Genomic DNA, 25,114 nt, shown 5'->3' with positions numbered 1-25,114 from the left:
GAAATCAGGCGCGTGACCACCCACAACAAAGGAGCACGGATGAAGCGTTCAGTAACGGTTGCCGCCGCAGCGGCAGCGATCGCGATTGTAGGTCTGTCCGGGTGCTCCAGCGACAAGAAGTCGGACAGCGCCCCCGCATCCTCCTCAAACGGATCCGGCGCGTCGGTGAACGTCGGGGGCGCGGCCGCAAACGCGAAAGTCACCATCGACGGCCAAGACCAGAACGTCAGCGGCACAACCGTGTGCACGACGATGGCCGGCGATGTCAACATCGCGATCGGCGGAGCGGCAACGGGCATCGCCGCAGTGCTCACCGACGCCAACCCCCCAGAGGTGAAGTCGGTCGGGCTGGGCAACGTCAACGGTGTGGTCCTGGGATACACCGCCGGTGCCGGTCAGGGCGAGGCCAAGGCGACCAAGGACGGCAACGAATACAAGATCAGCGGCACGGCGACTGGCATCGATACGGCCAACCCGTTGCAGCCGGTGAACAAGCCCTTCGAAATTGACGTGACCTGTTCTTAGCCTGGTACGCCGCGCTGTAACGCCGTTGCGCCGGTCGGGCCGCGTTCAATGACGGACTCGAACCGTCCAGCTAGGAGCACCATGCCAACGCCGGCGCTCAGCATGCGACGACAGCTGCTGCGGCGCCGGCCGGTGAACGGTGCACCGGTCGCCGCCGGCGGCGCGCACCACCTGCGACGCAGCCTCGGCGGCTTTCGGCTCACCATGTTCGGCGTCGGCGCGACGGTCGGCGCAGGCATCTTCTTTGTCTTCCCGGTGGCGGTACCCCAGGCCGGTCCGGCAGTGATCGTCTCGTTCATCATCGCCGGGGCCGGGGCGGGTCTGGCCGCGATCTGCTACGCCGAGTTGGCCTCGGCCGTGCCAGTTTCGGGATCGGCATACTCCTACTCCTACGCCACCCTCGGTGAGTTCATGGCCATGGTCGTCGGGGCATGCCTGCTGCTCGAATACGGCGTGTCCACCGCCGCGGTGTCGGTTGGGTGGAGTCAGTACCTCAACAAGCTGTCGCTCAATATCTTCGGATTCTCCGTGCCGCAGGCTGTTTCATCGGCACCATGGGATTTCGAGGGTGGTCTCGTCAATCTGCCGGCTATCGTCCTGGTGGCGATCTGTGCCGCTATGTTGATCGGCGGCACCAGTGAATCGGCGAAGGTCAATGCCGTGATGGTGGTGATCAAGCTCGGTGTGCTGCTGATGTTCGCGGTGATCGCGTCAACGGCGTTCAGGGCGGAGCGATTCGCCGACTTCGCGCCGTTCGGATTCTCGGGAATCAGCTGGGCAGCGGGCACGATCTTCTTCTCCTACATCGGTCTTGACGCGGTATCCACCGCCGGTGAGGAGGTCAAGAACCCGCAGCGCACGATCCCACGGGCAATCATCGCGGCACTGCTGATCGTGACCGGTGTCTATGTGACTGTCGCGGTGGCCGCGATGGGCAGTCAGCCATGGCAGGACTTCGAGGGGCAGAACGCGGGGCTGGCCGTGATTGTGGACCACATCACCGGAAACCGCTTGGGCAGCACCGTCTTGGCCGCAGGCGCCGTGATCTCGATCTTTTCGGTCACTTTGGTGACGATGTACTGCCAGACCCGCATCCTTTTCGCGATGGGTCGTGACGGCCTGCTGCCGGCGACCTTCGCCAAGGTCAACCCGCGCACCAGGACACCCGCAACCAACACCGTGATCGTCGCGGTTGTGGCGGCAATCCTCGCCGGCCTGGTACCGCTTCAGCGTCTTGCCGAAATGGTCTCCATCGGCGCCTTGACCGCGTTCATCGTGGTGTCGGTGGCTGTGGTTGTGTTGCGGGTCCGGGAACCGGACCTGCCGCGCGGATTCAAGGTGCCCGGCTATCCGATCACCCCGATCCTGTCGGTGGCGGTTTGCGGATGGATCATGTGCAGCCTGCACCGGTCCACCTGGATCGTGTTCACCTGCTGGGTGGCGGTCGCGTTGATCTTCTACCTGGTGTGGGGTCGCCGTCACAGCGCACTCAACGGTGGCCAGAACGGAAGCACCGCAACGACTCACGTGAGGTCGTAGCTGACCCGTCGTCCGAACGAAAGCTGCTGAACCACCGTGACACCGACCAGCACGACGAACAGCACCAGTGCCATCACCGCAGCCCGGCCGATGGCCGCCGCGCCGAATGCCTCGTCGTAGATGCGGTGCGCGATCAGGTCGGTGCGTCCGCCCGGGCCGCCCCCGGTCAGGGCGTATACGGTGTCGAATACCTGTGCCGCGCTGACCACTCCGGTGACCAGGACGAAGAACATGGTGGGCCGCAGCATCGGCAACGTGACCCGCCAGAATCGCTGCCAGCCGTTCGCTCCGTCGATCCGCGCCGCCGAGAGCACCTGGGTGGGGATGGCCAGGATGCCGGCCAGGAAGAACAGGGCGACGTAGCCGACATTGGTCCACACCACCACCGCCGAGGTCACCGGCAGTGCCAGCCCGGGATCGGTCAGCCATTCGATGCGATGTCCCAGCACGGTGCTCACCGCGCCGTCGGTGGGGCTCAGGATCCAGCGCCACAGCACCGCGATCGCCAGCGGCGCGCAGATCCAGGGCAGCACGTAGATGGTCCGGAAGGCGCCGCTGCCGGGCAGCTCGCGGGCCAGCAGCACCGCCACACCCAGCCCCAGCAGGGTTTGCAGCGGTACCACGATTGCCACGAAAAGCACCGTCACCGCAAGCGAATTGCCGAACAACGGATCGGTCAGCACGGATCGCCAGTTGTCGGCGCCGACATAGCTGATCGGCCCCAACAGATCCCAGCGGTGCAGACTGAGCCACACCACCACCAGGATCGGCAGCAGCAGGAACGCCACCACGCCGAACAGGCTGGGGGCGAGCAGCGCGTAGCCGAGCGCGGTGGAGCGTCGGGCACGCGGGGAGTCTGCCATGCAGGTATTAAAGCCGCTCGTTACCGTGGACGGGTGACACTGAACCGGGGGATCGATGCCGAGTTTCTGGCCCTGCCCCGCCATGAGCTGGCCGACGCCGCGCTGAGCGCAGCCAGAGCGGCCGGAGCCGAGCACGCCGACCTGCGCATTCACCGGATCGCCACCGAGGTCATCCGGCTGCGCGACGGTGAGCTGGAGACCGCCGTCGTCAACCGCGAACTCGGCTTCGCGGTGCGGGTGGTCGTCGACGGCACCTGGGGCTTCGCCTCCCATGCCGAACTGGCGCCGGGCGTCGCGGCCGACACCGCGCGGCGCGCCGTGCAGGTGGCCAAGACCCTGGCGGCCCTCAACGCCGAGCACGTCGAGCTGGCCGCTGAGCCGGTGTACCGGGATGCGACCTGGGTGTCGGACTATGTGATCGACCCGTTCGACGTGCCCGTGGCCGACAAGATCGACGTGCTGGAGGACTACTCGGGCCGGCTGCTCGCGTCCGATGGGGTGGACCACGTGTCCGCTTCCGTTACCGCGGTAAAGGAACAGACGTTCTACGCCGACACTTTCGGGTCGTCGATAACCCAGCAGCGGGTGCGGCTGATGCCGGTCTGCGATGCCGTGACCATCGGGCCGGACGGCTTTGACTCGATGCGCACCCTGGCGCCGCCCACCGCGCGCGGTTGGGAGGCGGTGGCCGGCGACGAGGTGTGGGACTGGACTGGAGAACTGGCAGAGTTGCCGGTATTGCTGGCAGAGAAGATGAAGGCCCCCGGTGTGACGCCCGGACCGACGGATCTGGTGATCGACCCGACCAACCTGTGGCTGACCATCCACGAATCCATCGGACACGCAACAGAATACGACCGCGCCATCGGGTACGAAGCCGCCTACGCCGGCACGTCTTTCGCCACCCCGGACAAGCTCGGCACGCTACGCTACGGCTCTCCGGTGATGAACGTGACCGCCGACCGCACCGTGCAGTACGGGCTGGCCAGCATCGGCTACGACGACGAGGGCGTGGCAGCCCAGAGCTGGGATCTGGTGCGCGACGGGCGATTCGTGGGCTATCAGCTGGACCGGGTATTCGCGCCCAGGTTGGGGCAGGCGCGCTCCAACGGATGCTCGTATGCCGACTCGCCGCATCACGTCCCCATCCAGCGGATGGCCAACGTGTCACTGCAGCCCGGGACCGAGGACCTGTCCACCGCCGACCTGATCGCCCGGGTCGACGACGGCATCTACATCGTCGGGGACCGATCGTGGTCGATTGACATGCAGCGCTACAACTTTCAGTTCACCGGGCAGAGGTTCTTCCGGATCCGTGACGGTCGGCTGGATGGGCAACTGCGCGACGTGGCCTATCAGGCCACCACCACCGACTTCTGGAATGCGATGGAGGCCGTCGGCGGCGCCTCGACTTGGCGGCTGGGCGGGGCCTTCAACTGCGGCAAGGCCCAGCCCGGTCAGGTGGCCGCGGTCAGCCATGGCTGCCCGTCGGCGCTGTTCCGGGGGATCAACGTGCTCAACACGCGTAGCGAGGGGGGCCGGGAATGATTCCGGCGCAACAGGCCATCGACACCGCGCTGGCGGCGGCCAAAGGCGACAATGTCGAAACCATCGTGCTGGTCACCGACCGGGCCGAAGCGTCGCTGCGGTGGGCGGGCAACTCGATGACCACCAACGGGGTGTCGAGCAGCCGAACCACCACCGTCGTCTCGATCGTCTCCGATGACAACGGGTCCCGGGTCGGCTCGCTGCGCTCGGCGGAGGTCGATCCCGCGCTGATCCCGGCGCTGGTGGTGGCCTCGGCGGAGGCCGCTGCGGGCGCCCCGGAAGCCCGCGATGCCGCGGGCCTGCTGGGCGGTACCGACGTGCCGGACGACTGGGATGCCGAGGTGCCGGGAACCGGAGCGGAGGTATTCGCCGGGCTGGCCACGTCGCTGGGCCGGGGCTTTCGCGGCGCCGATCAGCTCTACGGCTTCGCCCGCCACGAGGTGGAGACGACGTTCCTGGCCTCCTCCACCGGGCTGCGGCGGCGCTTCACCCAACCCACCGGAACTGTGGAGATCAACGCCAAACGCAACGGCGCCAGCGCCTGGGCCGGGATCAGCACCCCGGATTTCGTTGACGTGCCATGCGATTCACTGCTGGAGCAACTGTCGACGAGATTGGGGTGGGCGGCGCGCAGCGTCGAACTGCCGGCCGGACGTTACGAAACACTGATGCCGCCGTCCACGGTCGCCGACATGATGATCTACCTGGGTTGGACGATGAGCGGCCGTGGCGCCGAGGAGGGCCGCACCGCGCTGTCGAGGCCCGGCGGCGGCACCCGGGTGGGGGAGCGGCTCACCGAGCTGCCGCTGACCCTGTACTCCGACCCGCACGCCTTCGGGCTCGAATGCGCGCCGTTCGTGGCGACCGGCACCTCCTCGGAGACCACGTCGGTGTTCGACAACGGCCTGGATATCGGCTGCGTGGACTGGATCCGCGGCGGGGTGATCAACGCGCTGGCCTACCCGCGGGCCGCGGCCGCGGAGTTCGGCGCGCCGGTCGCCCTGGCCGCCGACAACCTGTTGATGACGGGCGGTTCGGCCAGCATGGATGAGATGATCGCCTCGACCGAACGCGGGCTGTTGCTGACCACGCTGTGGTACATCCGCGAGGTTGACCCGACCACGCTGCTGCTGACGGGGCTGACCCGCGACGGCGTCTACCTGGTCGAGGACGGTCAGGTGAGTGCGGCGGTGAACAACTTCCGGTTCAACGAGAGCCCGCTGGATCTGCTGCGCCGGGCCACCCAGGCCGGTATCGCCGAGCCGACGTTGCCGCGGGAGTGGGGTGATTGGGCGACCCGGGCGCTGATGCCGTCACTGCGGATTCCCGACTTCCACATGTCGTCGGTGAGCCAGGCGCAGTGAGCCTGCTTCAGATCAGTCGCCGTCCGGCCGGATCGTGATGAGGGCACAGCGGATTGGAGCGCCGGATCGCTCGATTCGTGCGTCGCTGGTGAGCAGCGGGCATCGGTGGCGTTCGGCGGTGGCGACGTAGACGGCGTCGGGGTAACGCAATGACGCCTGCGCCAGTGTCCAGGCGCGCCGGACATCGTCCCACGGTGTGCCCTCGATAGTTATCTCGAACGCCGCAGCGTCAAGCAGCGCCTGTTCGATCTGGTCGGGCTGAAGCGGATGGGATGGTCGGTGCGCTGCAGCCACCAGTCCGGACAGGATCTCGATCGCGAGATGCCCTGGCGCGAGCAAGGGTTCGGAGGCTGGGTGGTCGGCGAGGGCTTGGCGGGCTGCTTGTCCCCGGGGGCCGGAGTCGGTGAGCGCGTCGATGACGGCCGACGCGTCGACGATCACGTTGGACCGCTCAGCTGTTCGCCACGGTCGGCATGAGCCTCATCGATGGCATCGAGCACGGCCGTCCGGTCTTGTTCATCGACAGCAGGCTGTTGTGCCAGGCGTGCCGCGGTGCGGTCCAGGGCAGCTCGGCGGCGGAGGTGGGCTGCCTGTGCGTGCATCGCCTCGAGCAGATACGCCTGCAAGGAGACGCCCCGTGCCGCAGCCGCTGACCGGATCTGGTCGAGGTCGTCGACCGGGACGTCACGAATCAGTACGTTGGGCATGCTGAACGCTATCAATTATGATATCAGTTACGCAAGCACCCTACTGCGACAATGGCACGTTCCCGCTTGGGCTGATCTCGTCGCCGACGTGAGGGTGCAATTCATCGAACCTTGCGAGCGCGGTGTCCAGATCCGTTACGTCGAACATCTCGCAGTGGTTGATCAGGTCGCTTTCGAAAGTCAGAAGCTCGATCGTCTGCCACTCGGCCCCGAAGCCCTCGCGCGAGTTGCCAGACGCCGTGTGAGTGACGACTGCTCCCAGCCTGCTGAGGCGATGCACGGCCGCAACGTAGATGCTGAGATCCGGTGTGACTTCCCATGCGGCACGAAGGAATGCGAACAACTCACCAGGCGCGAACGCCCGCCCTCGCCGGTGGTCGACGTTGACCCAGTCCGGCGTGGTCGCAGGAAGTTCGCGCCGGTTGAGCGCGGCATACGCTCGCGTCACGACCGACCAGGAATCCGAACAGGCCGCTGCCTCGCCGGCAAGGTAGCGGGCATCGAGTTGCTCGAACGCGGCGGCGGTGTCGTCGGGATCGAAAGTCACGGTGTGGCGCATCAGGCCGTCGGCGTCGACTTCGGTGACGTCCAACACGTCGACGGTGATCGGTTGAGCGGGATCGTCGATGTCACGGTAGCTCCTGCGGGTCAACGCGACGCGAGACCCCCTGACAGCGACCGGCGTTATCTCCACCCGCCAACTGCCGGGTGCCATCTCCAACATGGCATCGATGGCTTTCCGCGCCTCTGCACCCTCGTATGCATCACGTAGGCCCTTTCGCCGGTCCTCATATCGGATGTCCGCGCTCGCGAGCGCGAACATCGCCTCACCGTCACGGCGGTTGAATGCGTCGGCTACGCACGCCCAGGCCCGGGTCGCTTCGTTCTCCAGCAGCAACGTCGGTGCGCTGAGTTCATCGAACCGGGCGAGTGCGGCGTCCAGGTCCGATTCGCCGAAGATCTCAGTGCGCCTGACCATGTCGCCTTCGACCGTCGTAAGGCCGATCGCTCGCCATTCGGCCTCGAAGCCCTCGTGCGACGTCCCAGATGCCACGTAGGTGGCGACCGCTCCGAGGTTGTTCAGCTGATGAACTTCCTCGACGTAGGTCGTGATGCCTTGGCTGAGCTCCCACCCGGCATGGACGAAGGCCACCGCCTCACCCGGCGCGAAAGCTGCCGGACGACGGTGATCGATATTGACCCAGTCCGGCGTCGTGGCCGGGAGTTCACGCCGGTTGAGTGCGGCGTGGGCGCCGGCGATCACCGACCAAGTCTGCGCGTGGGCGGCTGCCTCACCGGCGAGGTAGCGAGCATCAAGTTCCTCAAACGCGGCATCGATGTCATCGGGATCAAAGTTCACGGTGCAGTGCCTCGCGCCGTCAGCGCCGACTTCCACGACGTGCAGCATCTCCACGGTGATCGGTCGATCCGGATCATCGATATCGCGGTAACGCCCGCGGGTCAGCGAGAGGCGAGCCCCCCGGATGGCGATGGGCTCCACCTCCAATCGCCAGCCGCTGGGTGCTGTGTCCAAAGTGGCGCTCACGATCTTCCGTCGGTCCGGACCCTCGTGCACATGACGCAGCCCTTTCCGGCGGTCGTCGTATTGGCCGTCCCCGCTGGCGAGCGTCAGCAGGGCCTTCCTGTCACGACGGTTGAACGCGTCGGCCACGTATGCCCAGGTTCGGGTCGCGTCGTTCTCCAGCAGCAACGTCGGCGCGCTGAGTTCATCGAACCTCGCGAGCGCGGCGTCGAGGTCAGCTTCGTCGAAGAACTCACTGCGGTTGACCAGATCGCCGTCGACGGTCAGCACATTGATATCCCGCCACTCGGCGTCGAAGCCTTCTTGCGAGATCCCGTGTGCGACATGGGTGACGACCGCTCCGATGTCGCTGAGCCGATGCACCGCCGCGATGTAGATCCTGGTGTCAGGCGAGTCGTCCCATGCCGATTGGATGTACGCGATCATGTCGCCGGGGGCGAAAGCTGCCCCACGACGGTGGTCCATGTTCACCCAGTCTGGCGTCGTCACGGCGAGCTCGCGTCGGTTGAATCCGGCATAAACGTCTGTGACGAGGGACCACGTGTGCGCGTGGGGTGCCGCCTCGCCGGCGAGGTAGCGGGCGTCGAGTTCGGCGATTGCGGCGTCGAAGTCGTCGGGGTCGAATGAGAGGAACGCCGCGACTCGCTCTTCGGCGTCGATCTCAAAGATGCTGAGTGTCTCGGTGAGAAATGCCTCGGCTCCTTGATCTCGCTCCGAGAAGCTGTTGCGCGCGAGGACAAGGCGTGTCCCACGGGTCGCGATGACCGTCGTTGTCAGGTTTGTGAACAGGTCGGCAGTGGCTTGCGCGTCGGCCAGCTGGGCATCCCGACCATGTCGGATTCCCGATCCCACCACCGGCCGGCGATCGTCATTGAGAAAGTTGTCTGCCATCGTTTTCGCCGCGGCGTTCCAGTCGTGTGCCGCGAAGTGCGCCAGGCCGCGCTCAACCACTCGGCGTGCCGTGTTGTCCAGCGGCCGCGGTTGCGGGTGCAGTTCATCGAACCGGGCGAGTGCGGCGTCGAGGTCGGTCGCGTCGAACAGTTCACTGCGATCGACTAGATCACCGTCGACGGTCACCACATTGATATCCCGCCACCCGGCGTCGAAGCCTTCTTGCGAAATCCCGTGTGTGACATGGGTGACAACCGCTCCGATGTAGCTGAGTCGATGCACCGCCGCGATGTAGATCCTGGTGTCAGGCGAGTCGTCCCATGCGGCCTCCAGGTACGGGATCATGTGACCGGACTCGAACGCTGCTCCGCGACGGTGGTCGATGTTCACCCAGTCTGGTGTGGTCGCGGCGAGATCCCGTCTGTTGAACCCGGCGTAGGCGCCGGTGACGAGGGCCCACGTGTGCGCGTGGGGTGCCGCCTCGCCGGCGAGGTAGCGGGCGTCGAGTTCGGCGATTGCGGCGTCGAAGTCGTCGGGGTCGAATGAGACGCTCGCGGCGAGTTGGCCATCTGAGTTGATTTCCGCAACGTCGAGTTGCTCGGCGAGGAAGGCCCCGGGATCGTGGTCCCGAAACGAAAAGACGCTGCGGGTGAGGACCAGACGCTCCCCGCGCGTCGCCACTTCGGTCACGTTGACGCTGGTGATCCCGAGGTCGGCCGTAGCGCGCATGTTTGCGATAGCCGCTTCTCGGCCGTGCCGGATTCCTGCGTTGACGACACTTCGATGATCGTCGTGGTAATAGCTTTCGGCCAGCAACCCCGCCATGGCGTCCCACTCGTGAGCCGCGAAGTGCGTCAGAAAATGTTGGGACACCACGCTCGCCGCGTTTCTCAATCGCCACGCCGGCTGGCGGTGCAGCTCTTCGAACCTCGCGAGCGCGGCGTCGAGGTCCGCTTCGTCGAACATCTCGCAGCGGCTGATCAGGTCGCCGTCAACGGTGAGGGTGTCAACTACGCGCCATTCGACGTCCAAGCCTTCCCGCGATGTCCCTTTGGCCACGTGGGTGATAACGGCGACGCGTTCGGTCAACCGATGAACGGCCTCGATGTAGATGATGTTTTCCACCGTGTCGTCCATCGCGACACGAAGGTATGCGATCAGATCACCCGGCCCGACCGTTGCAAGCGTCCGACGGTCAACGTCAGCGAAGTCGGGAGTCATCGAAGGCATTTCACGTCGCCTGAGCGCGACAAATGCGCCTGCGATCGCTGACCAGGTGTGCGCGTGTGCGGCCGCTTCGCCGGCGAGGTAGCGGGCGTCGAGTTCGGCGAGGGCGGTATCGAAGTCGTCGGGGTCGAACGCGACGGTCGTGGCGATTCGATTGTCGTCGTCGATCTCGACAATGGTCAGCGCCGCCATTCGGAACGCTTCAGGCGGTTGGTCCTGGCCGTCCAAGACCAGGCGAACGAGCGCAAGGCGCTCACCGCGGGTCGCAACCACGGTCGAGTCGACATTGGCGGTCCAGACATCGCCGGTGGCACGCCAGTTCGCCATCTCGATATCTCGACCTCGTCGGATCCCTGCGTTCACGACACGACGGCGATCGTCGGAGGAGGTATCCTCGGCGAGTAGTTCTGCCATGGCATCCCATTGCCGGGCCGCGAAGTGCGCGAGGAAACGTTGCGCCACCTGGCTTGCCGCGTTCTCCAGCGGCCGCGTCGGCTGGCTGAGTTCTTCGAACCTCGCGAGCGCGGCGTCGAGGTCCGCTTCGTCGAACATCTCGCAGCGGCTGAAAAGGTCGCCATCGACCGTGAAAGTGTCGACCATGCGCCATTCGACGTCTACGCCGTCCCGCGATGTCCCTTTGGCCACGTGGGTGACGACCGCGCCGAGGTCGGTCAACCGATGAACGGTCTCGGGGTAGATGGTGTTGTTGACCGTATCGGCCATTGCGACACGAAGGTACGCCATCAGACCACCCGGCTCGACCGCCGCGACCGCCCGATGGTCGACGTCGACGAAGTCGGGGGTTACCCGAGGCAGTTCCCCCCGGCTGAGCGCGACGAAACCCCCTGTGATGGCAGACCACATCTGCGCGTGGACGGCGGCTTCGCCGGCGAGGTAGCGGGCGTCGAGTTCGGCGATGGCGGCGTCGAAGTCTTCGTCGTCGAATATGACCCGGGCCACAACCCGTTCGTTGGCATCGACTTCGACGATGTCGAGGAGATCCGTGCGGAACGCATCGGGTCGGTGGTCGCCTGCCGAGGCGCGGCCACGACTCAAGACGAGGCGTTCTCCACGGGTCGCAAGGACCTCGGACGTGAGGTCGGTTACCCCCGCCTCGGCGATTGCCGCAATCTCCGCGACTACGGCGTCCCGGCCATGTCGGAGGCCGGCATTGACCACCCGACGACGATCCTCGGTGGAAACGTCTTCGGCCAGAATCTCTCTGATCGCGGTCCAGTCGCGCGTGGCGAAGTGCGTCAGGATGCCCTCGTAAACTCGAGCGGCGGCGGTTTTCTGCCTTGGCCGGCTAAGTTTTTCGAACCTCGTGAGCGCGGCGTCGACGTCTCCTTCGTCGAATACTTCGCAACGGGTGAACAGGTCGCCGTCGATGGTGAACAGGATGACTTCCCGCCATTCGGCGTCGAACCCCTCTTGCGAGGTGCCACGCACCACGTGGGTGACGACAGCACCGAGGTCGCTCAGCCGATGCACCGCCTCCACATAGACGTTCACGTTGGGCGCGAGGTCCCAGGTGGCGTGCATATATGCGGTCAGTTCACCGGGCGCGAACGCCCTCGCACGTCGATGATCGATGTTCACCCAGTCGGGCTCGGGGAATTCATGTCGGTTGAAAGCGGCGAAACCGTCGACGATGACCGACCACGTGTGCGCGTGGGCGGCCGCTTCGCCGGCGAGGTAGCGGGCGTCGAGTTCGGCGATCGCGGCGTCGAAGTCTTGGACCTCGAAGGTGAGGCCTGCCATGATCCGTCCGTCGGCGTCGATCTCGATGACGCTGAGAATCTCGCCGTGAAACGCATCGGGCCGATACTCGTGCTCCGACAGTCGGTCACGGCAGAGGGTGAGTCGCTCGCCGCGCGTCGCGACGACAGTCGACATCATGGTCGTATCCATCTCGGCGAGGATCCGCATGTCAGCGATTGCGACATCTCGGCCGAATCTTTTTCCGGCTCCCACCATGCCCCGTCGATCGTCGGAGTAAACGTCGTCGGCCAGCATCTGTGTCATGGCGGCCCACTCGCGCGCTGCGAAGTGTGCCTGCCAGCGCTCAGCCACTTTGCTCGCGGAGTTCCCGAGCGGTGATCGAGGACAAACCTTCTCAAATCGGGCATGTACCGCATCGAGTTCGGCGATCGCCGCATCCATGTCTTCGACGTCGAACCAGGTCTGCAACGCGACCTGCCCCGCCTTGTCGATGCCATAAAGCACGAGGAACTCATCCTGTGGTGACCCAGGGCCCACGTCGGCAGTTCCTATCATCAATCGAGTGAGCGCCAGACGCTCACCTCGAATGGCAATAACCACTTGGCTGACCCGCATGGGGACGGACTCGAGAATTCGCCGGATCACATGCGGCGATTCACCCGCCGGAACATCGATCCGTCCAAAGCCGACGATCTTCCGGCGGCTCTCAAATGTGCCATCTGGCGCGAACAGCTGCTCCACTTCGTCCCAGGCCTCACGATTGATGACGGCGATGACGCCTTCTCCCGCTTGCACGCACGCGTTGCCCAGCCGGACGGCCGGCGGATCCACTGGGGGCGGTTCAGCAGGCGTGAAATGCTCTCCGAGAACCAGCCGCGCCGTCTCAACAAGTGCCGCAGCACCTTTCCGTTCGTATAGATCCACCGCCCGCTCGGCAGCGGCTCTCGCCCCCGCCAGATCGCCCGCAGCTCCCAACACCGTTGCCAGCGCCAGACACGCATCACCGTGATCGACCAAGCCATCGGTGCGCTCAGCCAGGCCGACCGCGGCCTCGGCCATCCGCCGGGCCTCGTCATGATCGCCGCGACGAGCCAACAGCAGTGCCCGAAGCGTGCGCCACGCGATCGATGCCTTCAGTGCGTGACCGGCCAGACGCTCACTCTCCGAACACAACTCCTGCGCCTCGGCATCCCGGTCGAGTGCGAGACAGGTGCGACCCAGCAGCGCCGCTGTCTCGGCGGTGTCGGCGTCCAGCCCCATGCGACGAAAACCGCGGTAGGCCTTACGCAGATGCGGTTCGGCGGCAGCGGGATCGTCGGCGACCAGCTCGACGATTCCGGCGAACTGTTCAACTTCGAGCAGCGCGTGGCGCAGACCCAGTTCGGTGACCGTGCGCCGCGCCGAGTCGATCATCCGTCGTGCCGCGGCGGCGCGGCCGCGGAAGGACTCCAACACCGCCTGGCACCGCGTCGAGGTCGCCTCGACCGCTGGGGAATCCGTGGTGATCCGCAGTAGCCGAACCACGTCAAGGCATCTACCGCCTGCGCGCGGAACCGGGGTGGGGCCCCACAGCGCCGCGAGCGGAGCACCGGCCAGCACGGCGTTCACGCGGCGCTGCTCGCGGGCGCGGCGCGCCGCGGTGAGCGCGTTGTCCAACGCGATCTCGCAGTCGCCGATTCGACCAAGGCGGGCCAGGCACCCGGCCCGCACGGTGTGCGCCTTGGCTTCGCCCGCGGCATCGTCCAAACCGGCCAGCTTTACGGCAGCCGCACCCAGCGCGGCTTCGATCTCGTCCAACCGCTCGGGATTGGTCAGCATCGACAGCTGGCCGTCGAAGCAGGTCGCCCACGCCGCCAGCCGGGCCGAATCGACTGTTGCCGCCTGCAATTGCGTTACCGCACCGGCCGCCGACACCACGTCACCGGCGGCCAGCAGCGCTTCGCAGCGCGCGACCAGCAACTCGGCGGCCTGCTCGTCGCGGTCACCCAGTTCCTCGTCCATCTCCTCCAGCGCGTGCAGGGCCTGGTCGTACAGGTCCGCGGCGCCCTCGTAGGCGAGGCGGGACATCGACTGGTCTGCTGCTCGTCGGCAGTACTCGACGGCCTTGGCCGTGTTCCCCGCCCACGCACATTCGAAGTAGTGGTGGGCCAGTTCCGCCAGCAGCTCGTCGTCCGCGCCGGCCTCGCCCTCCAATGTGGTGGCGATGCGTTGGTGCAGCCGCATGCGACGTACCGACGCCAGCTCGGCAAGCAGCGATTGCCGGACGATGGCGTGGTTGAACCGGTATCGACCACCGGGCTCTTCGATGACGATGCCGGCTTTGGACGCCTCGTCGAAGGCGTCGACGAGATCCTGGTCCACCACGCGCTCGACGAGGTCCAAGCCGAAGCGGCTGCCCACGACCGCGGCCGCGGCCAGGGCCTTGTTGGTCTCGGCCGGCAGCCGAGAAAGCCGGCGGCTCACCGCTTCCCGAACACCCTGAGGCAAGGTGCTCGGATCCCATACGCCGCCACTTTCGTCGACATGGCGCAGCGCCTCGATCAGGAAGAACGGGTTGCCGCCGGTGAGTGACGCCAGCGCCCGGGCGAGTTCTTCGTCGTCGTACCCGGTCTCGGTGAGATACGTCGTCACGTCGTCCTCGTCGAGGCCGCTGAGGGTAAGGCGGTTCGCGGTGCCGTCCCGGTGCAGGTCGGCGAGCATCGCCGCCAGCGGGTGGGCGCGGTCGAGGTCAGTGCTGCGGTACGTCGCGACGACCTGCACCCGGGTGTGGTCGCCGAAGCGCAGCAGATGCCGCAACAGCAGCAGCGTGGGTTTGGCCGCCCAGTGCAGGTCGTCGAGAATCAGGGCGACGGGCGCGCTGGCGGAGGCGAGTTCCAACAACGCGACCACGGCGTCGAAAAGTGCGTAGCGTTCGGTGTCCGGGTCAGCGCGGGTCGGCGCGGACAGATCGGGCAGCAGCTCGGTCAGACCCGGAACGAGGGGGAGCAGGGCTTCAACTCCGCGCAGTCCCCGCAGCCGCTTGGTGCCTACCGATGGCACGAGCGAACGCAGCGCCTCGGCGAACGGCTGATACGGCGCTCCGAGATCCTCGTCGGAACGGCCATACAGCACGATGGCGCCGAGCTCATAGGCCTGTCGTGACCATTCGCCGGCCAGGCGCGTCTTGCCGACACCGGGTTCGCCGGCGATCAGCACCGCGTGCATGCCGCCGGCGAGCGCGGTCTGCCACGCGGAGGCAAGTCGCGCCAGTTCGCGGCCACGCCCCACGAACGGCCCGGGGCCGGTCAGTACCGCGGGGAGGTCCGGCCGCTCGACGGGCGTCTCGGCCGGATCTGCGGGTTGCTCGGTGGTCTGGAGGCGGAGCTCGAAAACGTGCTCCGGGCGCGGCAGGTTGCGGAGGTGACGCATCCCGAGGTCGGCAAGCGCCACATCGTCGGGCAGGGTGTCGATGACGAGTTCGGCCGTCGCGCCCGAGCACAGGATCTGGCCGCCGACCGCCAGCGACCGCAGCCGGGCGGCTCGGTTGACCGCGCGACCGAAGTAGTCGCCGTCACGGAGTTCGACCTCTCCGGTGTGCAGCGCCACCCGGATACGCATCGGCTCCAACAGGTCCCACGGCTCGTGCAGGATGGCGTCTTGCAGCTCCATGGCGGCGGCCGCCGCCGCCGACGGGCGCTCGAAGACCGAGAACGTGGCGTCGCCCTCGCCGCGTGTCTTGATCAGTCGTCCGCCGCGGGAGGTGACGACTTGCTCGACGAGCTCGTCGTGGCGGGCCAAGGCCACCGCCATGGCGCCGGCGTCGGCCTCCCAAGCAGCGGTCGACCCCTCGATATCGGTGAGCAGGAAGGTCACGGCGCGTGTCACCGACGGGAGATGTTGTGCCACCGGGAAATCCAATGCCGTGTCCTGGGCGACGATCGCGCTCTCCAGCCGCCGGAGTTCCGGTCCGGGGTCGACCCCGAGCTCGTCGGCCAGCAGTGACCGTGCCCGCTGGTAGGCGCCGAGGGCTTCGCCCTGGCGGCCGGCGCGGTAGAGGGCGAGCATCAGCTGGGACCATCGTCTTTCCCGCAGCGGTGCGTCGGCCACCGCGGCCTCCATCTCGCCGATGATCTCCGCGGCCCGCCCCGTTGCGAGCAGCGCGTCGGCGCGGTCCTCGACCAGCGCGGCGTGGCTTTCAATCCAGCGTGTCTTCTCGGAGATACCTCGGCGGGAGTCGGGCAGTTCGGGAGTTCCACGCCAGAGGGTCAGCGCCTCCTCGAAGCGAACCACCGCCTGGGTGGTGTCCCCGGCCGCAGCGGCATCTCGGCCCGATTTGGTGGCGAGCCTGTAACGCGGCGCATCGACCTCGGTCGTGCTGAGGACCCAGCCGGTTCCCTGCGTGAGAACGAAACCGTCGCCCAACACCCGACGCAGCGAGGAGATGTGGGTCTGCAGGGCCTTGGCGGCCGTGCGTGGCGGCTCGTCGCCCCAGAGGAGATCGATCAGCGTTTCGGCCGACACGACCGAACCGCCCTGCAGCCCGAGCATCGTGAGGATGGCGCGCGGTTTGGCGCCCGGGATTATGACCGGGGCGCCGTCTCGCCGGACCTGGAGAGGTCCCAAAACCCCCAGCTCCACGGCTTGAATGGTAGTCACGTCAATGATCGTCGGTGGGGCGATTCAACACGCGGTCAAGATCTGGTAAAGACGGTGCGCTGGAGTCAACCCCTCGACGAGCACGATGAGGCCGCCGGTAAAATTCGGCTCTTATGAACGCACGTGTCGAGCAGCTGGAGTTTCAGGCCGAGGCCCGTCAGCTGCTGGATCTGATGGTCCACTCGGTCTACTCCAACAAGGACGCGTTCCTGCGGGAGCTCATCTCCAACGCCTCCGATGCGCTGGACAAGCTGCGCCTGGAAGCGTTCCGCAACAAGGATCTCGATGCGGACACCTCCGACCTGCACATCGAGATCGAGGTCGACAAGGCGGCCCGCACACTGACCGTCCGCGACAACGGGATCGGCATGTCGCGCGACGAGGTGGTGGACCTGATCGGCACCCTGGCCAAGTCCGGCACCGCCGAGCTGCGTCAACAGCTGAGGGAAGCCAAGAACGCCAAGGCTTCCGAGGAACTGATCGGGCAGTTCGGGGTCGGCTTCTACTCGGTGTTCATGGTCGCCGACCGGGTCGAGATGCTGACCCACAAGGCCGGCGAGAGCGAGGCGATCCGCTGGGAATCCAGCGGCGACGGCACCTACACCATCGAGCCGGTCGAGCAGGCGCCGCAGGGAACGTCGATCACCTTGCACCTCAAGCCCGAAGACGCTGAAGACGAACTGCATGACTACACCGCGGAGTGGACCATCCGCGGGCTGGTCAAGAAGTACTCCGACTTCATCGCTTGGCCGATCCGGATGCAGGTCGAGCGCCGTACCCCGCCGGCTGAAGAGGGTGGCGAAGAGACGGTCACGGTCGAGACCCAGACGCTGAACTCGATGCAGGCGCTGTGGGCGCGGCCCAAAGACGAAGTCTCGGAAGAGGAATACAAAGAGTTCTACAAGCACATTGCGCACGCCTGGGACGACCCGCTCGAGGTCATCGCGATGAAGGCCGAGGGGACCTTCGAATACCAGGCGCTGCTGTTCATCCCGTCGCACGCCCCGTTCGACCTGTTCAACCGGGACGCGCAGGTCGGCGTGCAGCTGTATGTCAAGCGGGTCTTCATCATGGGCGACTGCGACCAGCTGATGCCGGAATACCTGCGATTCGTCAAGGGCGTGGTCGACGCGGCGGACATGTCGCTCAACGTCTCCCGCGAGATCCTGCAGCAGGACCGGCAGATCAACGCGATTCGCCGACGGCTGACCAAGAAGGTGCTCTCGACTATCAAGGAGCTGCAGTCGCAGCGGCCCGAGGATTACCGCACCTTCTGGACCGAGTTCGGCCGGGTGGTCAAGGAAGGATTGCTCTCCGACTTCGACAATCAAGAGGCATTGCTTGCGATCAGCTCATTCGCCTCGACGCACAGCGACTCCGAACCAACCACCCTGGCCGAGTACGTCGAACGCATGAAAGACGGCCAGGAGCAGATCTTCTACGCCACCGGCGAGTCTCGCCAGCAGCTGCTGAAGTCGCCGCACCTGGAGGCGTTCAAGGCCAAGGGGTACGAGGTGCTGCTGTTGACCGACCCGGTCGACGAGGTGTGGGTGAACACCGTCCCCGAGTTCGCCGGAAAGCCCCTGCAGTCGACGGCCAAGGGTGAGGTGGACCTGGACTCCGACGAGGACAAGACCGCGCACGAGGCCGAACGCAAGGAACAGGCAAAGGATTTCGCCGACCTGATGGCGTGGCTGGAACAGACGCTGACCGACCACGTCAAAGAGGTGCGGCTGTCCACTCGGCTGACCGAGTCGCCGGCCTGCCTGATCACCGACACCTTCGAGATGACCCCGGCATTGGCCCGCATCTACCGCGCCAACGGTCAGGAGGTTCCGGTCGGCAAGCGGATCCTCGAACTGAACCCGGGCCATCCGCTGGTCACCGGGCTGCGCCAGGCGTACAGCGAGCGCGGCGAGGACGCCGGGCTGGCCGAGACCGCGGAGTTGCTGTACGGCACCGCGCTGCTGGCCGAGGGCGGGGCGCTGGAGGATCCGGCGCGGTTCGCCGAGCTGCTGGCGGATCGGCTGGCCCGCACCGTCTGAGCCCACCCGGCGGGCTTCTGGCCCGCCCCCTGATCGGGTGTGACGTACCTCCCATTAACGGATCCAACGGCGAGGCCCAAGGTCTAAGACCTTGGGTCATTGCTATTTTTAAGGACGGGTTAACCGTTTTAACGGATAATGGTCCAGAAAAATGATCTGAATTTCAGGTTTGACGCTGCTTGTCGCGGGCAAGAGCGCGAGAAGAGGAGACGCACTCGGTGGTCGACACAAACCGCATCGAATGCCGCCGGTCGCCGAGTGCAGCGGCACGTCCCTGGAATCGGGTGTTGGCCATCCTGGTGGCTACGTGTGCCTTCTTGGCGTTCGGGATGACACCGTCGGCGGTCAGCCCGCGTGCCCAAGCCGATGTATTCGATTGGATCATCGATCTTTTCGACCCGAGTGAGTGGGTGCTCGGCGACGGCCTCATCGGCGGTTTCGACGTCGCCGCGTTTCTGGACAGCTTCGTCAACGACCCGATCTACGGCGGCATCGACAGCTTCATCGACGACCCGGACAACGCTTGGCTCATCGACCTGATCAACCTGTCGGCGCCGGAAGGTCTGAAATGGATCGGAGATGGTGCCGACGGCACTGCGGAAAGCCCCGACGGCGGTGCCGGCGGCCTGCTGTTCGGCGACGGTGGCAACGGCTACGACGGCCTGGGCGGTGCCGGCGGTGATGCCGGGATGTTCGGTAACGGCGGGAACGGCGGTTCCGGTGCCGACGGGGCGGTTGGCGGCGACGGCGGGGCCGGTGGCTGGTTGCTGGGCGACGGCGGGGTCGGCGGCGCCGGCGGTGCCGGGGGTGGTGATGGTGGTGTCGGCGGTATCGGCCGGGGCGTGGTGTTCGGCGACGGTGGTGCCGGCGGTGCCGGTGGGGCGGGCGCAACGGGCGCCAGCGGTGCCACCGGTGGCGTCGGCGGAAACGGCGGCGCCGGCGGTGCGAGTAGTGCGCGGTTCGGCAACGGCGGCGTCGGTGGTGCGGGTGGCGCGGGCGGCGCGGGCGGCAATGGAGCGGCGGGAGTCGCCGGTGTCCACGGCGGTGCCGGCGGCAATGGTGGCAACGGCGGCGTCGGTGGTATCGGCGGTGTCGGAGGTGACGGTGGCGAGTTTGGCAGCGCGGGTGCCGGCGGTCGAGGCGGAGCCGCCGGTCTTGGCGGTACCGGCGGCACCGGCGCGGCCGGTACCGCAGACACCCCGGACGGCGGTCTGGGCGGCAACGGGGGTGATGCCGGTACGGCCGGTGCCGGGGGTGCGGGCGGTTTCGCCAACGAGGGGCCGGGGTTCAGCGGCGCGGCCGGCGCCGATGCGCAGAGCGGCGGCGACGGCGGCACCGGTGGTCGGGGCTTCGACGCCACCGAGGCCGGCGACAACGGCGGCCGGGGCGGCGCCGGCGGCCACGGCGGCAATTACGGCAACGGCGGCGCTGGCGGCACCGGTGGCGCCGGGATGGACAACGGCACCGGCGGGGACGGTGGCCGGGGCGGCAACGGCGGCGATTACGGCGACGGCGGTAATGGCGGCGGCGGTGGCCGGGGCGGTGACGGCGAGGCCGGAAACGACGGCACCCACGCCGGCCAGGCCGGCACTGCTGGACGGGCCGGCGGACTCGGCGGTAACGGCGGCGCCGGCGGTCTGGGCGGTTCGATCCGAGGCAACGGCGGTGACGGCGGCACGGGCGGTAGTGGCGGTACCGGTGGCAACGGCGGGGCCGGCCAGAACGGCGCCGCTGGGACCGGTGACGGCGGCAACGGTCAGACCGGCGGCGACGGCGGCCATGGCGGCAGGGGTGGCAACGGTGGCTACGGTGGCGCGGCCGGCGGGGTGGCCGCCGGCGGCTCCGGGCACGACGGCAAGGTCGGTGCCGGGGGTGCCGCCGGTGACGGCGGCAACGGCGGCATCCCCGGTGACGGTGGCAAGGGTGCCGACGCCACCACCGCCGGCTTCCAGGGCGGCTTTGGCGGCAACGGCGGAAACGCCGGTGCCGGTGGTGCGGCCGGCACGGCCGGCAGCGGTTCTGTGCGCGGCGCCGCGGGTGTCGCCGGTGACCTGCCGAGCGGCATTCACGGCAGCGGCGGTGCCGGTGGCAATGGCGCGGACGCCACCGGGCCCGGTTTTACCGGCGGCGCCGGCGGCCGGGGCGGCAACGGCGGCAACATCGGCGACGGCGGTGACGGCGGTAACGGCGGTCAGGGTGCTGCCGGCCATGAGGGCGACCGGGGCCTCGGTGCGGGTGGTTCCGGCAGCACCGGTGGCGTCGGCGGCACCGGCGGCGCGGGCGGTGCCGGCGGCCTGGGTGGTCGGGTGCGCGGCGACGGCGGCGAGGGTGGCGCCGGTGGCACGGGCGGCACGGGCGGCACCGGCGGGACCGGGGTGAACGGCGCGGTGGGCACCGGCAATGGCGGCAATGGGCAGGCCGGTGGCAACGGTGGCACCGGTGGTGCCGGCGGCGCGGGCGGCGCCGGTGGTACCGGCGGCGGGGTAGCTTCCGGCGGATCGGGCAGCGCGGGCGCGCAGGGCGCCGGCGGCGCCGGCGGTAGCGGTGGCACGGGCGGAACCCCGGGTGACGGCGGCCGGGGTGCCGACAACCACGACATCGACATGTTCTCCGGGAGCGGTGGCGCCGGCTCCACCACCGGCGCCACCGGCGCGGCAGGCCAGATGCCGACCGGACCGTTGGGCAACGGCGGCGACGCCGGCACCGGTGCGGCGGCCACCGCAATCCACGGAATCGGTGGTAATGGCGGCCGAGGCGGTGACGGCGGCAACATCGGCAACGGCGGGCGCGGCGGTGACGGAGGCGATGGTGGCCCCGGCCTGAGCGGGGGCAACGGCAGCAACGGTCAGCAGGGATTCGGCAACAACTACAACGGCGGCGTGGGAACCGGAGGCGGCCAGGGCGGCACCGGCGGTGACGGCGGACGCGGTGGTGCGGGTGGCTCGATCTCCGGCGATGGCGGTGACGGCGGCACTGGCGGCACCGGCGGTAGCGGTGGTGACGGCGGCCGGGGAGGCCATGGTGCCAGTGGCTCCGGCACACCCGCCCAGAGCGGCGGCTACGGCAACACCGGCGGCAAGGGCGGTACCGGTGGTGACGGCGGCGTCGGCGGTCGCGGCGGCACTGCCACCAACGGCACTGCCGGCAATGGCGGTACCGGTGGCACCGGTGGTGACGGCGGCGGCGGCGGCGCCGGCGGTAATGGCGGCGGTTCGTGGGGGCTGTACGAGGCCGGTACCGCCGGCACCGGTGGAAGCGGCGGCACTGGCGGCGTCAGCGGCGCCGGCGGGGTCGGCGGCACCAGTACCAACGGTTTGGGCGGCGACGGCGGAGACTCAGGCCAGGGCGGCCGGGGTGGAAACGGCGGCGCCGGCGGCAACGGTGGTGGCGGCTTCCAGGCCAAGGATGGCGGTAGTGGCGGTGCCGCAGGTGCTGGTGGCGGCGCCAGCACCACGGTCGGCGCCGCGGGCAGCCCCGGCGGAATCAACGGCAACGTCGGCACCACCGGGGCGGCCGGACATGGCGGTGTCAAAGGCAACCATGGCTGACCTCGGCGAATGCAGTCGCCAAGTCCTCGGAACGAGGGGAGTCATTCCGAACTGGGGTTGAGCCCGCCGTCGCGACCGAGCTCGAACGCCTCCGGCTGCGCAGACGCGACGCTGATCGGAGCATGATCAGCACCAAACGGGGCCAAACGCAGGTTCCACGGTGATGCCGACGGCCCCAGTTGCATTTGCAACGTTTCCCACCCAGTGGGCCGGCGTTCATACAGGTCACGTCCCCCCGCGATTGGGTGTCATATCCCATAGCGGACGGCCGGTTTACAACTGAAACTGAGTACAGGTGGAAGGAAATTCCTTCCGGACTGGGGTTAATTTTCGGGCGGACCGGGGTAATTCAAGGAAGTCGAATGATCGGCGGCAACGCCGCCGCGCGATCCGGTCCGGTTGAGCCATCGTTGGTCGATCGGCTCTATGAGCCCGAACCGCGGGTCAGTGCGGCACCGCTGGTCGCCGATGGAACGGCAACTAGAGGGGCTACGTGACATGTTGGATTTTGGAATCTCCCCGCCCGAGATCACCTCGGCAAAAGTTTATGCGGGTCCTGGCTCGGGGCCATTGCTGACCGCTGCGGCGGCTTACGATGGACTTGCGGCGCAATTGAATTCATTTGCTAACGGATATTTCTCGGTGATCGCGGATTTGCAGGGCCAAAGTTGGGCCGGCCCGGCATCCGCGGCGATGGCCGCGGCTGCAACACGGTACGCCGAGTGGGCGGCGGCGACGGCGAGCCAGGTTGAACGCGCGGCCGGACAGGCGCGCGCCGCGGCGGCCGCCTACGAGAACGCGCGGGCCGCGATCGTGCCGCCGCCACTGGTGACCGCCAACCGCGCCCGGCTGGCGAACCTGGCCGCCACCAACGTCCTGGGGCAGAACACACCGGCGATCGCGGCCACCGAGTTCGAGTACGCCGAGATGTGGGCCCAGGACACTCTCGGAATGTATGGCTATGCCTCCTCGGCGGCGACGGCGACGCAGTTGCCGGCGTTTCAGCCGCCGCCGCCGACGACCAACCCGGCTGGTGGCGCTGCCCAGGCCGCCGCGGTCGCCGGTTCCGCGGGTGCCGCGGGTGCGTCGAACTCGCAGGCCTCTCTGTCGCAGCTGCTTACGGCGTTGCCGCAGCAGCTCGGCGGCCTCTCGACGGGAGCAGCTACCGCACTGCCTGCACAGGCAGACCCGTTCTTGCCGCTTGATCTGGTCGCGGCCATGAACGTCCTGCTGGGTCCGGCGTCTTTCGGCATGCAGACCGCCCGTACGGTCTCGGCGATTGGTTCCTTCTCGCTGGCCGGCAACGCCTTCCTGCTCACCCATGGCAATGCCGGCATAGGCTCGGCCAGCGCGACGGGACCGGTCCTGGTCAACGAAGCAACACCGCCAGCGGGGTCCGGTGCAGAAGATCGCCACGAGGTGCTTGCCCAGATGGGCGGCGACGCCCCACCGGTGGGAGGGCTGTCGGTACCGCAGGCGTGGGCGGATGCCACCCCGGCGGCGGCCGCTTCCGAAGACCCGGTGTGGCTGTCGGAAGCAGACCTCGCGGATACCTCGCAGGACGGATCGGTGGCGGATATGCCCGGCGCGTCTCCGGCGATGGGCATGGGGCCGGTGGCGGCAATGATGGCCGGTGCGGGTGCGGCGGGGCGCCAGTCGGTCGCCGGTGCCTTGCGGGTCGCGCCCAGTCGCTTCAAGATGCCTCGTCCGTCCTGTGGTGGATAGCTGATGCTCGCCGACGGGGCAATTGATGTTTGATTTCGGCGCCCTACCGCCCGAGATCAATTCGACCAGGATGTATTCCGGTCCTGGGTCGGGGCCGATGATGGCTGCGGCCGCGGCCTGGGACGACATCGCCCGGCAACTGGAGTCAGTCGCAACCGGTTACTCCGCGACCATCTCGACCCTGCAGGGCCAGCACTGGTCGGGTCCTGCCTCGGCGACGATGGCGGCGGCTGCCACCCGATATATGGAGTGGGCCACGGCGACCGCGGCGCAGGCCGAACAGACCGCCGCCCAGATCCGGGCGGTGGCAGGCGCCTATGAGACCGCGTTCGCCGCGACCGTGCCACCGGCAGCGGTGGCGGCCAACCGCACCCAACTGGCGATGCTGGTGGCCACGAATTTCTTCGGCCAGAACGCACTGGCGATCGCGGCCACCGAGGCCGTCTACGCCGAGATGTGGGCCCAGGACGCGACAGCGATGTATGGCTACGCGGGAGCCTCGGCGGCGACGGGCACACCGACGCCATTTCAACAGCCGCCGGAGACCACCAACCTAGGCGGGCAATCCGCTCAGCATGCCGCGGCGGCGCGCGCCGCCGCCGACGTTGTCGCCCAGGACACCAAACTGCTTTTGTCGGAATTACTTTCGGGCTCCCCGCAACAGTCACAGATCCTCACCGCAGCACCGGTGCAGGCGCCGCAAGCGGGCGCCGCCCAGGTCACACCGCCGATGACGTGGCCGATAGTCGCCGAGCTTGCGATTCTCGGTCCCACCCTGGGGGTGTTGGGCGTAGCTCAACAGGTGCCATTCACCATCGGTTCGCAGGGCATCTTCGGTATGGCGATCCTGAACGCACAAGACCCAATAGCCAAGGGGGAGTTGCCGCCTCGCCCCATGGTCCTGGCCGATGCGCCCGGGACGTCGTTGCGAGGCTTCCCCACGGGGGTGCTGGCGAGCGCAGGCAAGGCGGCGCCGGTGGGGAAGCTGTCGGTGCCGCAAGGCTGGTTGACGGCAACTCAGGCGACAGACGCCGCGGCTGCTCGGTCATCGGGACCGCTGACCGTCCGTGCGGCGCCCGGCGAGGCATCCAACTCGTTGAGGCCCGCAGCGGGCAACGCCCCGATGCCGGTGATGGGACCGATGGGCGCGCCCCGCAGCGGCAGCAACGCGGTGTTCCGGATGAAGGACCGCCGCTTCCGGATGCCGCGGCCACCTGCGGCCGGATAGGCGC

At 67.8% G+C, this 25,114-nt stretch carries 12 protein-coding genes; 8 read left to right on the top strand and 4 right to left on the bottom strand.

Annotation, left to right across the window (positions count from 1 at the left end; translation table 11 throughout):
- Nucleotides 1–39: 39 nt before the first annotated feature.
- Both AWC16_RS03700 and AWC16_RS03695 read left to right on the top strand, forming a co-directional pair.
- Nucleotides 40–525: a lipoprotein LpqH gene (locus AWC16_RS03700; RefSeq protein ID WP_085263447.1), complete on the top strand. Its 486-nt coding sequence runs from the start codon at nt 40–42 to the stop codon at nt 523–525.
- A gap of 81 nt (nt 526–606) precedes the next feature.
- The gene (locus tag AWC16_RS03695) at nt 607–2,064 is read left to right on the top strand and encodes an amino acid permease (protein WP_085263446.1); all 1,458 of its coding nucleotides are present in this window, start codon (nt 607–609) and stop codon (nt 2,062–2,064) included.
- Here AWC16_RS03695 and AWC16_RS03690 read toward each other — a convergent pair.
- Nucleotides 2,049–2,927, bottom strand: a complete 879-nt coding sequence (locus AWC16_RS03690) for a carbohydrate ABC transporter permease (RefSeq protein ID WP_085263445.1) — start codon at nt 2,925–2,927, stop codon at nt 2,049–2,051. The genes AWC16_RS03695 and AWC16_RS03690 overlap by 16 nt on opposite strands.
- A 33-nt stretch (nt 2,928–2,960) precedes the next feature.
- On the opposite strand from AWC16_RS03690, the gene AWC16_RS03685 reads away from it, so the two are divergent.
- Both AWC16_RS03685 and AWC16_RS03680 read left to right on the top strand, forming a co-directional pair.
- Nucleotides 2,961–4,475: a TldD/PmbA family protein gene (locus AWC16_RS03685; protein WP_085263444.1), complete on the top strand. Its 1,515-nt coding sequence runs from the start codon at nt 2,961–2,963 to the stop codon at nt 4,473–4,475.
- Nucleotides 4,472–5,839, top strand: a complete 1,368-nt coding sequence (locus AWC16_RS03680) for a metallopeptidase TldD-related protein (RefSeq protein ID WP_085263443.1) — start codon at nt 4,472–4,474, stop codon at nt 5,837–5,839. The genes AWC16_RS03685 and AWC16_RS03680 overlap by 4 nt, the downstream gene beginning before the upstream one ends.
- A gap of 12 nt (nt 5,840–5,851) precedes the next feature.
- Here the strand turns inward: AWC16_RS03680 and AWC16_RS03675 are convergent, their stop codons facing one another.
- Genes AWC16_RS03675 through AWC16_RS03665 form a run of 3 tightly spaced genes read right to left on the bottom strand, consistent with a single transcriptional unit; the run spans nt 5,852 to nt 16,546 of the window.
- The gene (locus tag AWC16_RS03675) at nt 5,852–6,280 is read right to left on the bottom strand and encodes a type II toxin-antitoxin system VapC family toxin (RefSeq protein WP_085263442.1); all 429 of its coding nucleotides are present in this window, start codon (nt 6,278–6,280) and stop codon (nt 5,852–5,854) included.
- Entirely contained in the window at nt 6,277–6,546 is a 270-nt protein-coding gene (locus AWC16_RS03670; RefSeq protein ID WP_085263441.1) for a hypothetical protein, read from the bottom strand. The genes AWC16_RS03675 and AWC16_RS03670 overlap by 4 nt, the downstream gene beginning before the upstream one ends.
- A gap of 40 nt (nt 6,547–6,586) precedes the next feature.
- The gene (locus AWC16_RS03665; RefSeq protein ID WP_085263440.1) at nt 6,587–16,546 is read right to left on the bottom strand and encodes a BTAD domain-containing putative transcriptional regulator; all 9,960 of its coding nucleotides are present in this window, start codon (nt 16,544–16,546) and stop codon (nt 6,587–6,589) included.
- Nucleotides 16,547–16,677: 131 nt separating this feature from the next.
- Here AWC16_RS03665 and htpG point away from each other — a divergent pair, with 131 nt between their 5' ends.
- The 4 genes from htpG (at nt 16,678) to AWC16_RS25475 (ending at nt 25,110) form a co-directional block, all read left to right on the top strand.
- Nucleotides 16,678–18,609 (top strand): molecular chaperone HtpG, encoded by a 1,932-nt coding sequence (htpG, locus tag AWC16_RS03660; RefSeq protein WP_085263439.1) that lies wholly within the window; start codon nt 16,678–16,680, stop codon nt 18,607–18,609.
- Nucleotides 18,610–18,827: 218 nt separating this feature from the next.
- Nucleotides 18,828–22,157, top strand: a complete 3,330-nt coding sequence (locus AWC16_RS25480) for a PGRS repeat-containing protein (protein ID WP_272937805.1) — start codon at nt 18,828–18,830, stop codon at nt 22,155–22,157.
- A 468-nt stretch (nt 22,158–22,625) separates the two neighbouring features.
- Nucleotides 22,626–23,882 carry a PPE family protein gene (locus tag AWC16_RS03630; protein ID WP_308213311.1) on the top strand — a complete coding sequence of 419 codons (1,257 nt, stop codon included), beginning with the start codon at nt 22,626–22,628 and terminating at the stop codon, nt 23,880–23,882.
- A 25-nt stretch (nt 23,883–23,907) separates the two neighbouring features.
- A complete protein-coding gene (locus tag AWC16_RS25475) occupies nt 23,908–25,110 on the top strand; it encodes a PPE family protein (RefSeq protein WP_085263437.1) in 1,203 nt (400 codons plus the stop codon).
- The last annotated feature ends 4 nt before the right edge of the window (nt 25,111–25,114 follow it).

It is taken from the genome of Mycolicibacter longobardus (assembly GCF_002102265.1).
Classification (GTDB): Bacteria; Actinomycetota; Actinomycetes; order Mycobacteriales; family Mycobacteriaceae; genus Mycobacterium; species Mycobacterium longobardum.
Note: the sequence above shows the minus strand (reverse complement) of the source record. Positions and strands in the feature narration are given on the sequence as shown.

Excerpts from the sequence above, each read along its gene's own strand:
- AWC16_RS03680 (WP_085263443.1), top strand. The coding sequence starts at position 4,472 with ATGATTCCGGCGCAACAGGCCATCGACACCGCGCTGGCGGCGGCCAAA.
- AWC16_RS03700 (WP_085263447.1), top strand. The coding sequence starts at position 40 with ATGAAGCGTTCAGTAACGGTTGCCGCCGCAGCGGCAGCGATCGCGATT.
- AWC16_RS03630 (WP_308213311.1), top strand. The coding sequence starts at position 22,626 with ATGGAACGGCAACTAGAGGGGCTACGTGACATGTTGGATTTTGGAATC.
- htpG (WP_085263439.1), top strand. The coding sequence starts at position 16,678 with ATGAACGCACGTGTCGAGCAGCTGGAGTTTCAGGCCGAGGCCCGTCAG.
- AWC16_RS25475 (WP_085263437.1), top strand. The coding sequence starts at position 23,908 with ATGTTTGATTTCGGCGCCCTACCGCCCGAGATCAATTCGACCAGGATG.
- AWC16_RS03695 (WP_085263446.1), top strand. The coding sequence starts at position 607 with ATGCCAACGCCGGCGCTCAGCATGCGACGACAGCTGCTGCGGCGCCGG.
- AWC16_RS03670 (WP_085263441.1), bottom strand. The coding sequence starts at position 6,546 with ATGCCCAACGTACTGATTCGTGACGTCCCGGTCGACGACCTCGACCAG.
- AWC16_RS03690 (WP_085263445.1), bottom strand. The coding sequence starts at position 2,927 with ATGGCAGACTCCCCGCGTGCCCGACGCTCCACCGCGCTCGGCTACGCG.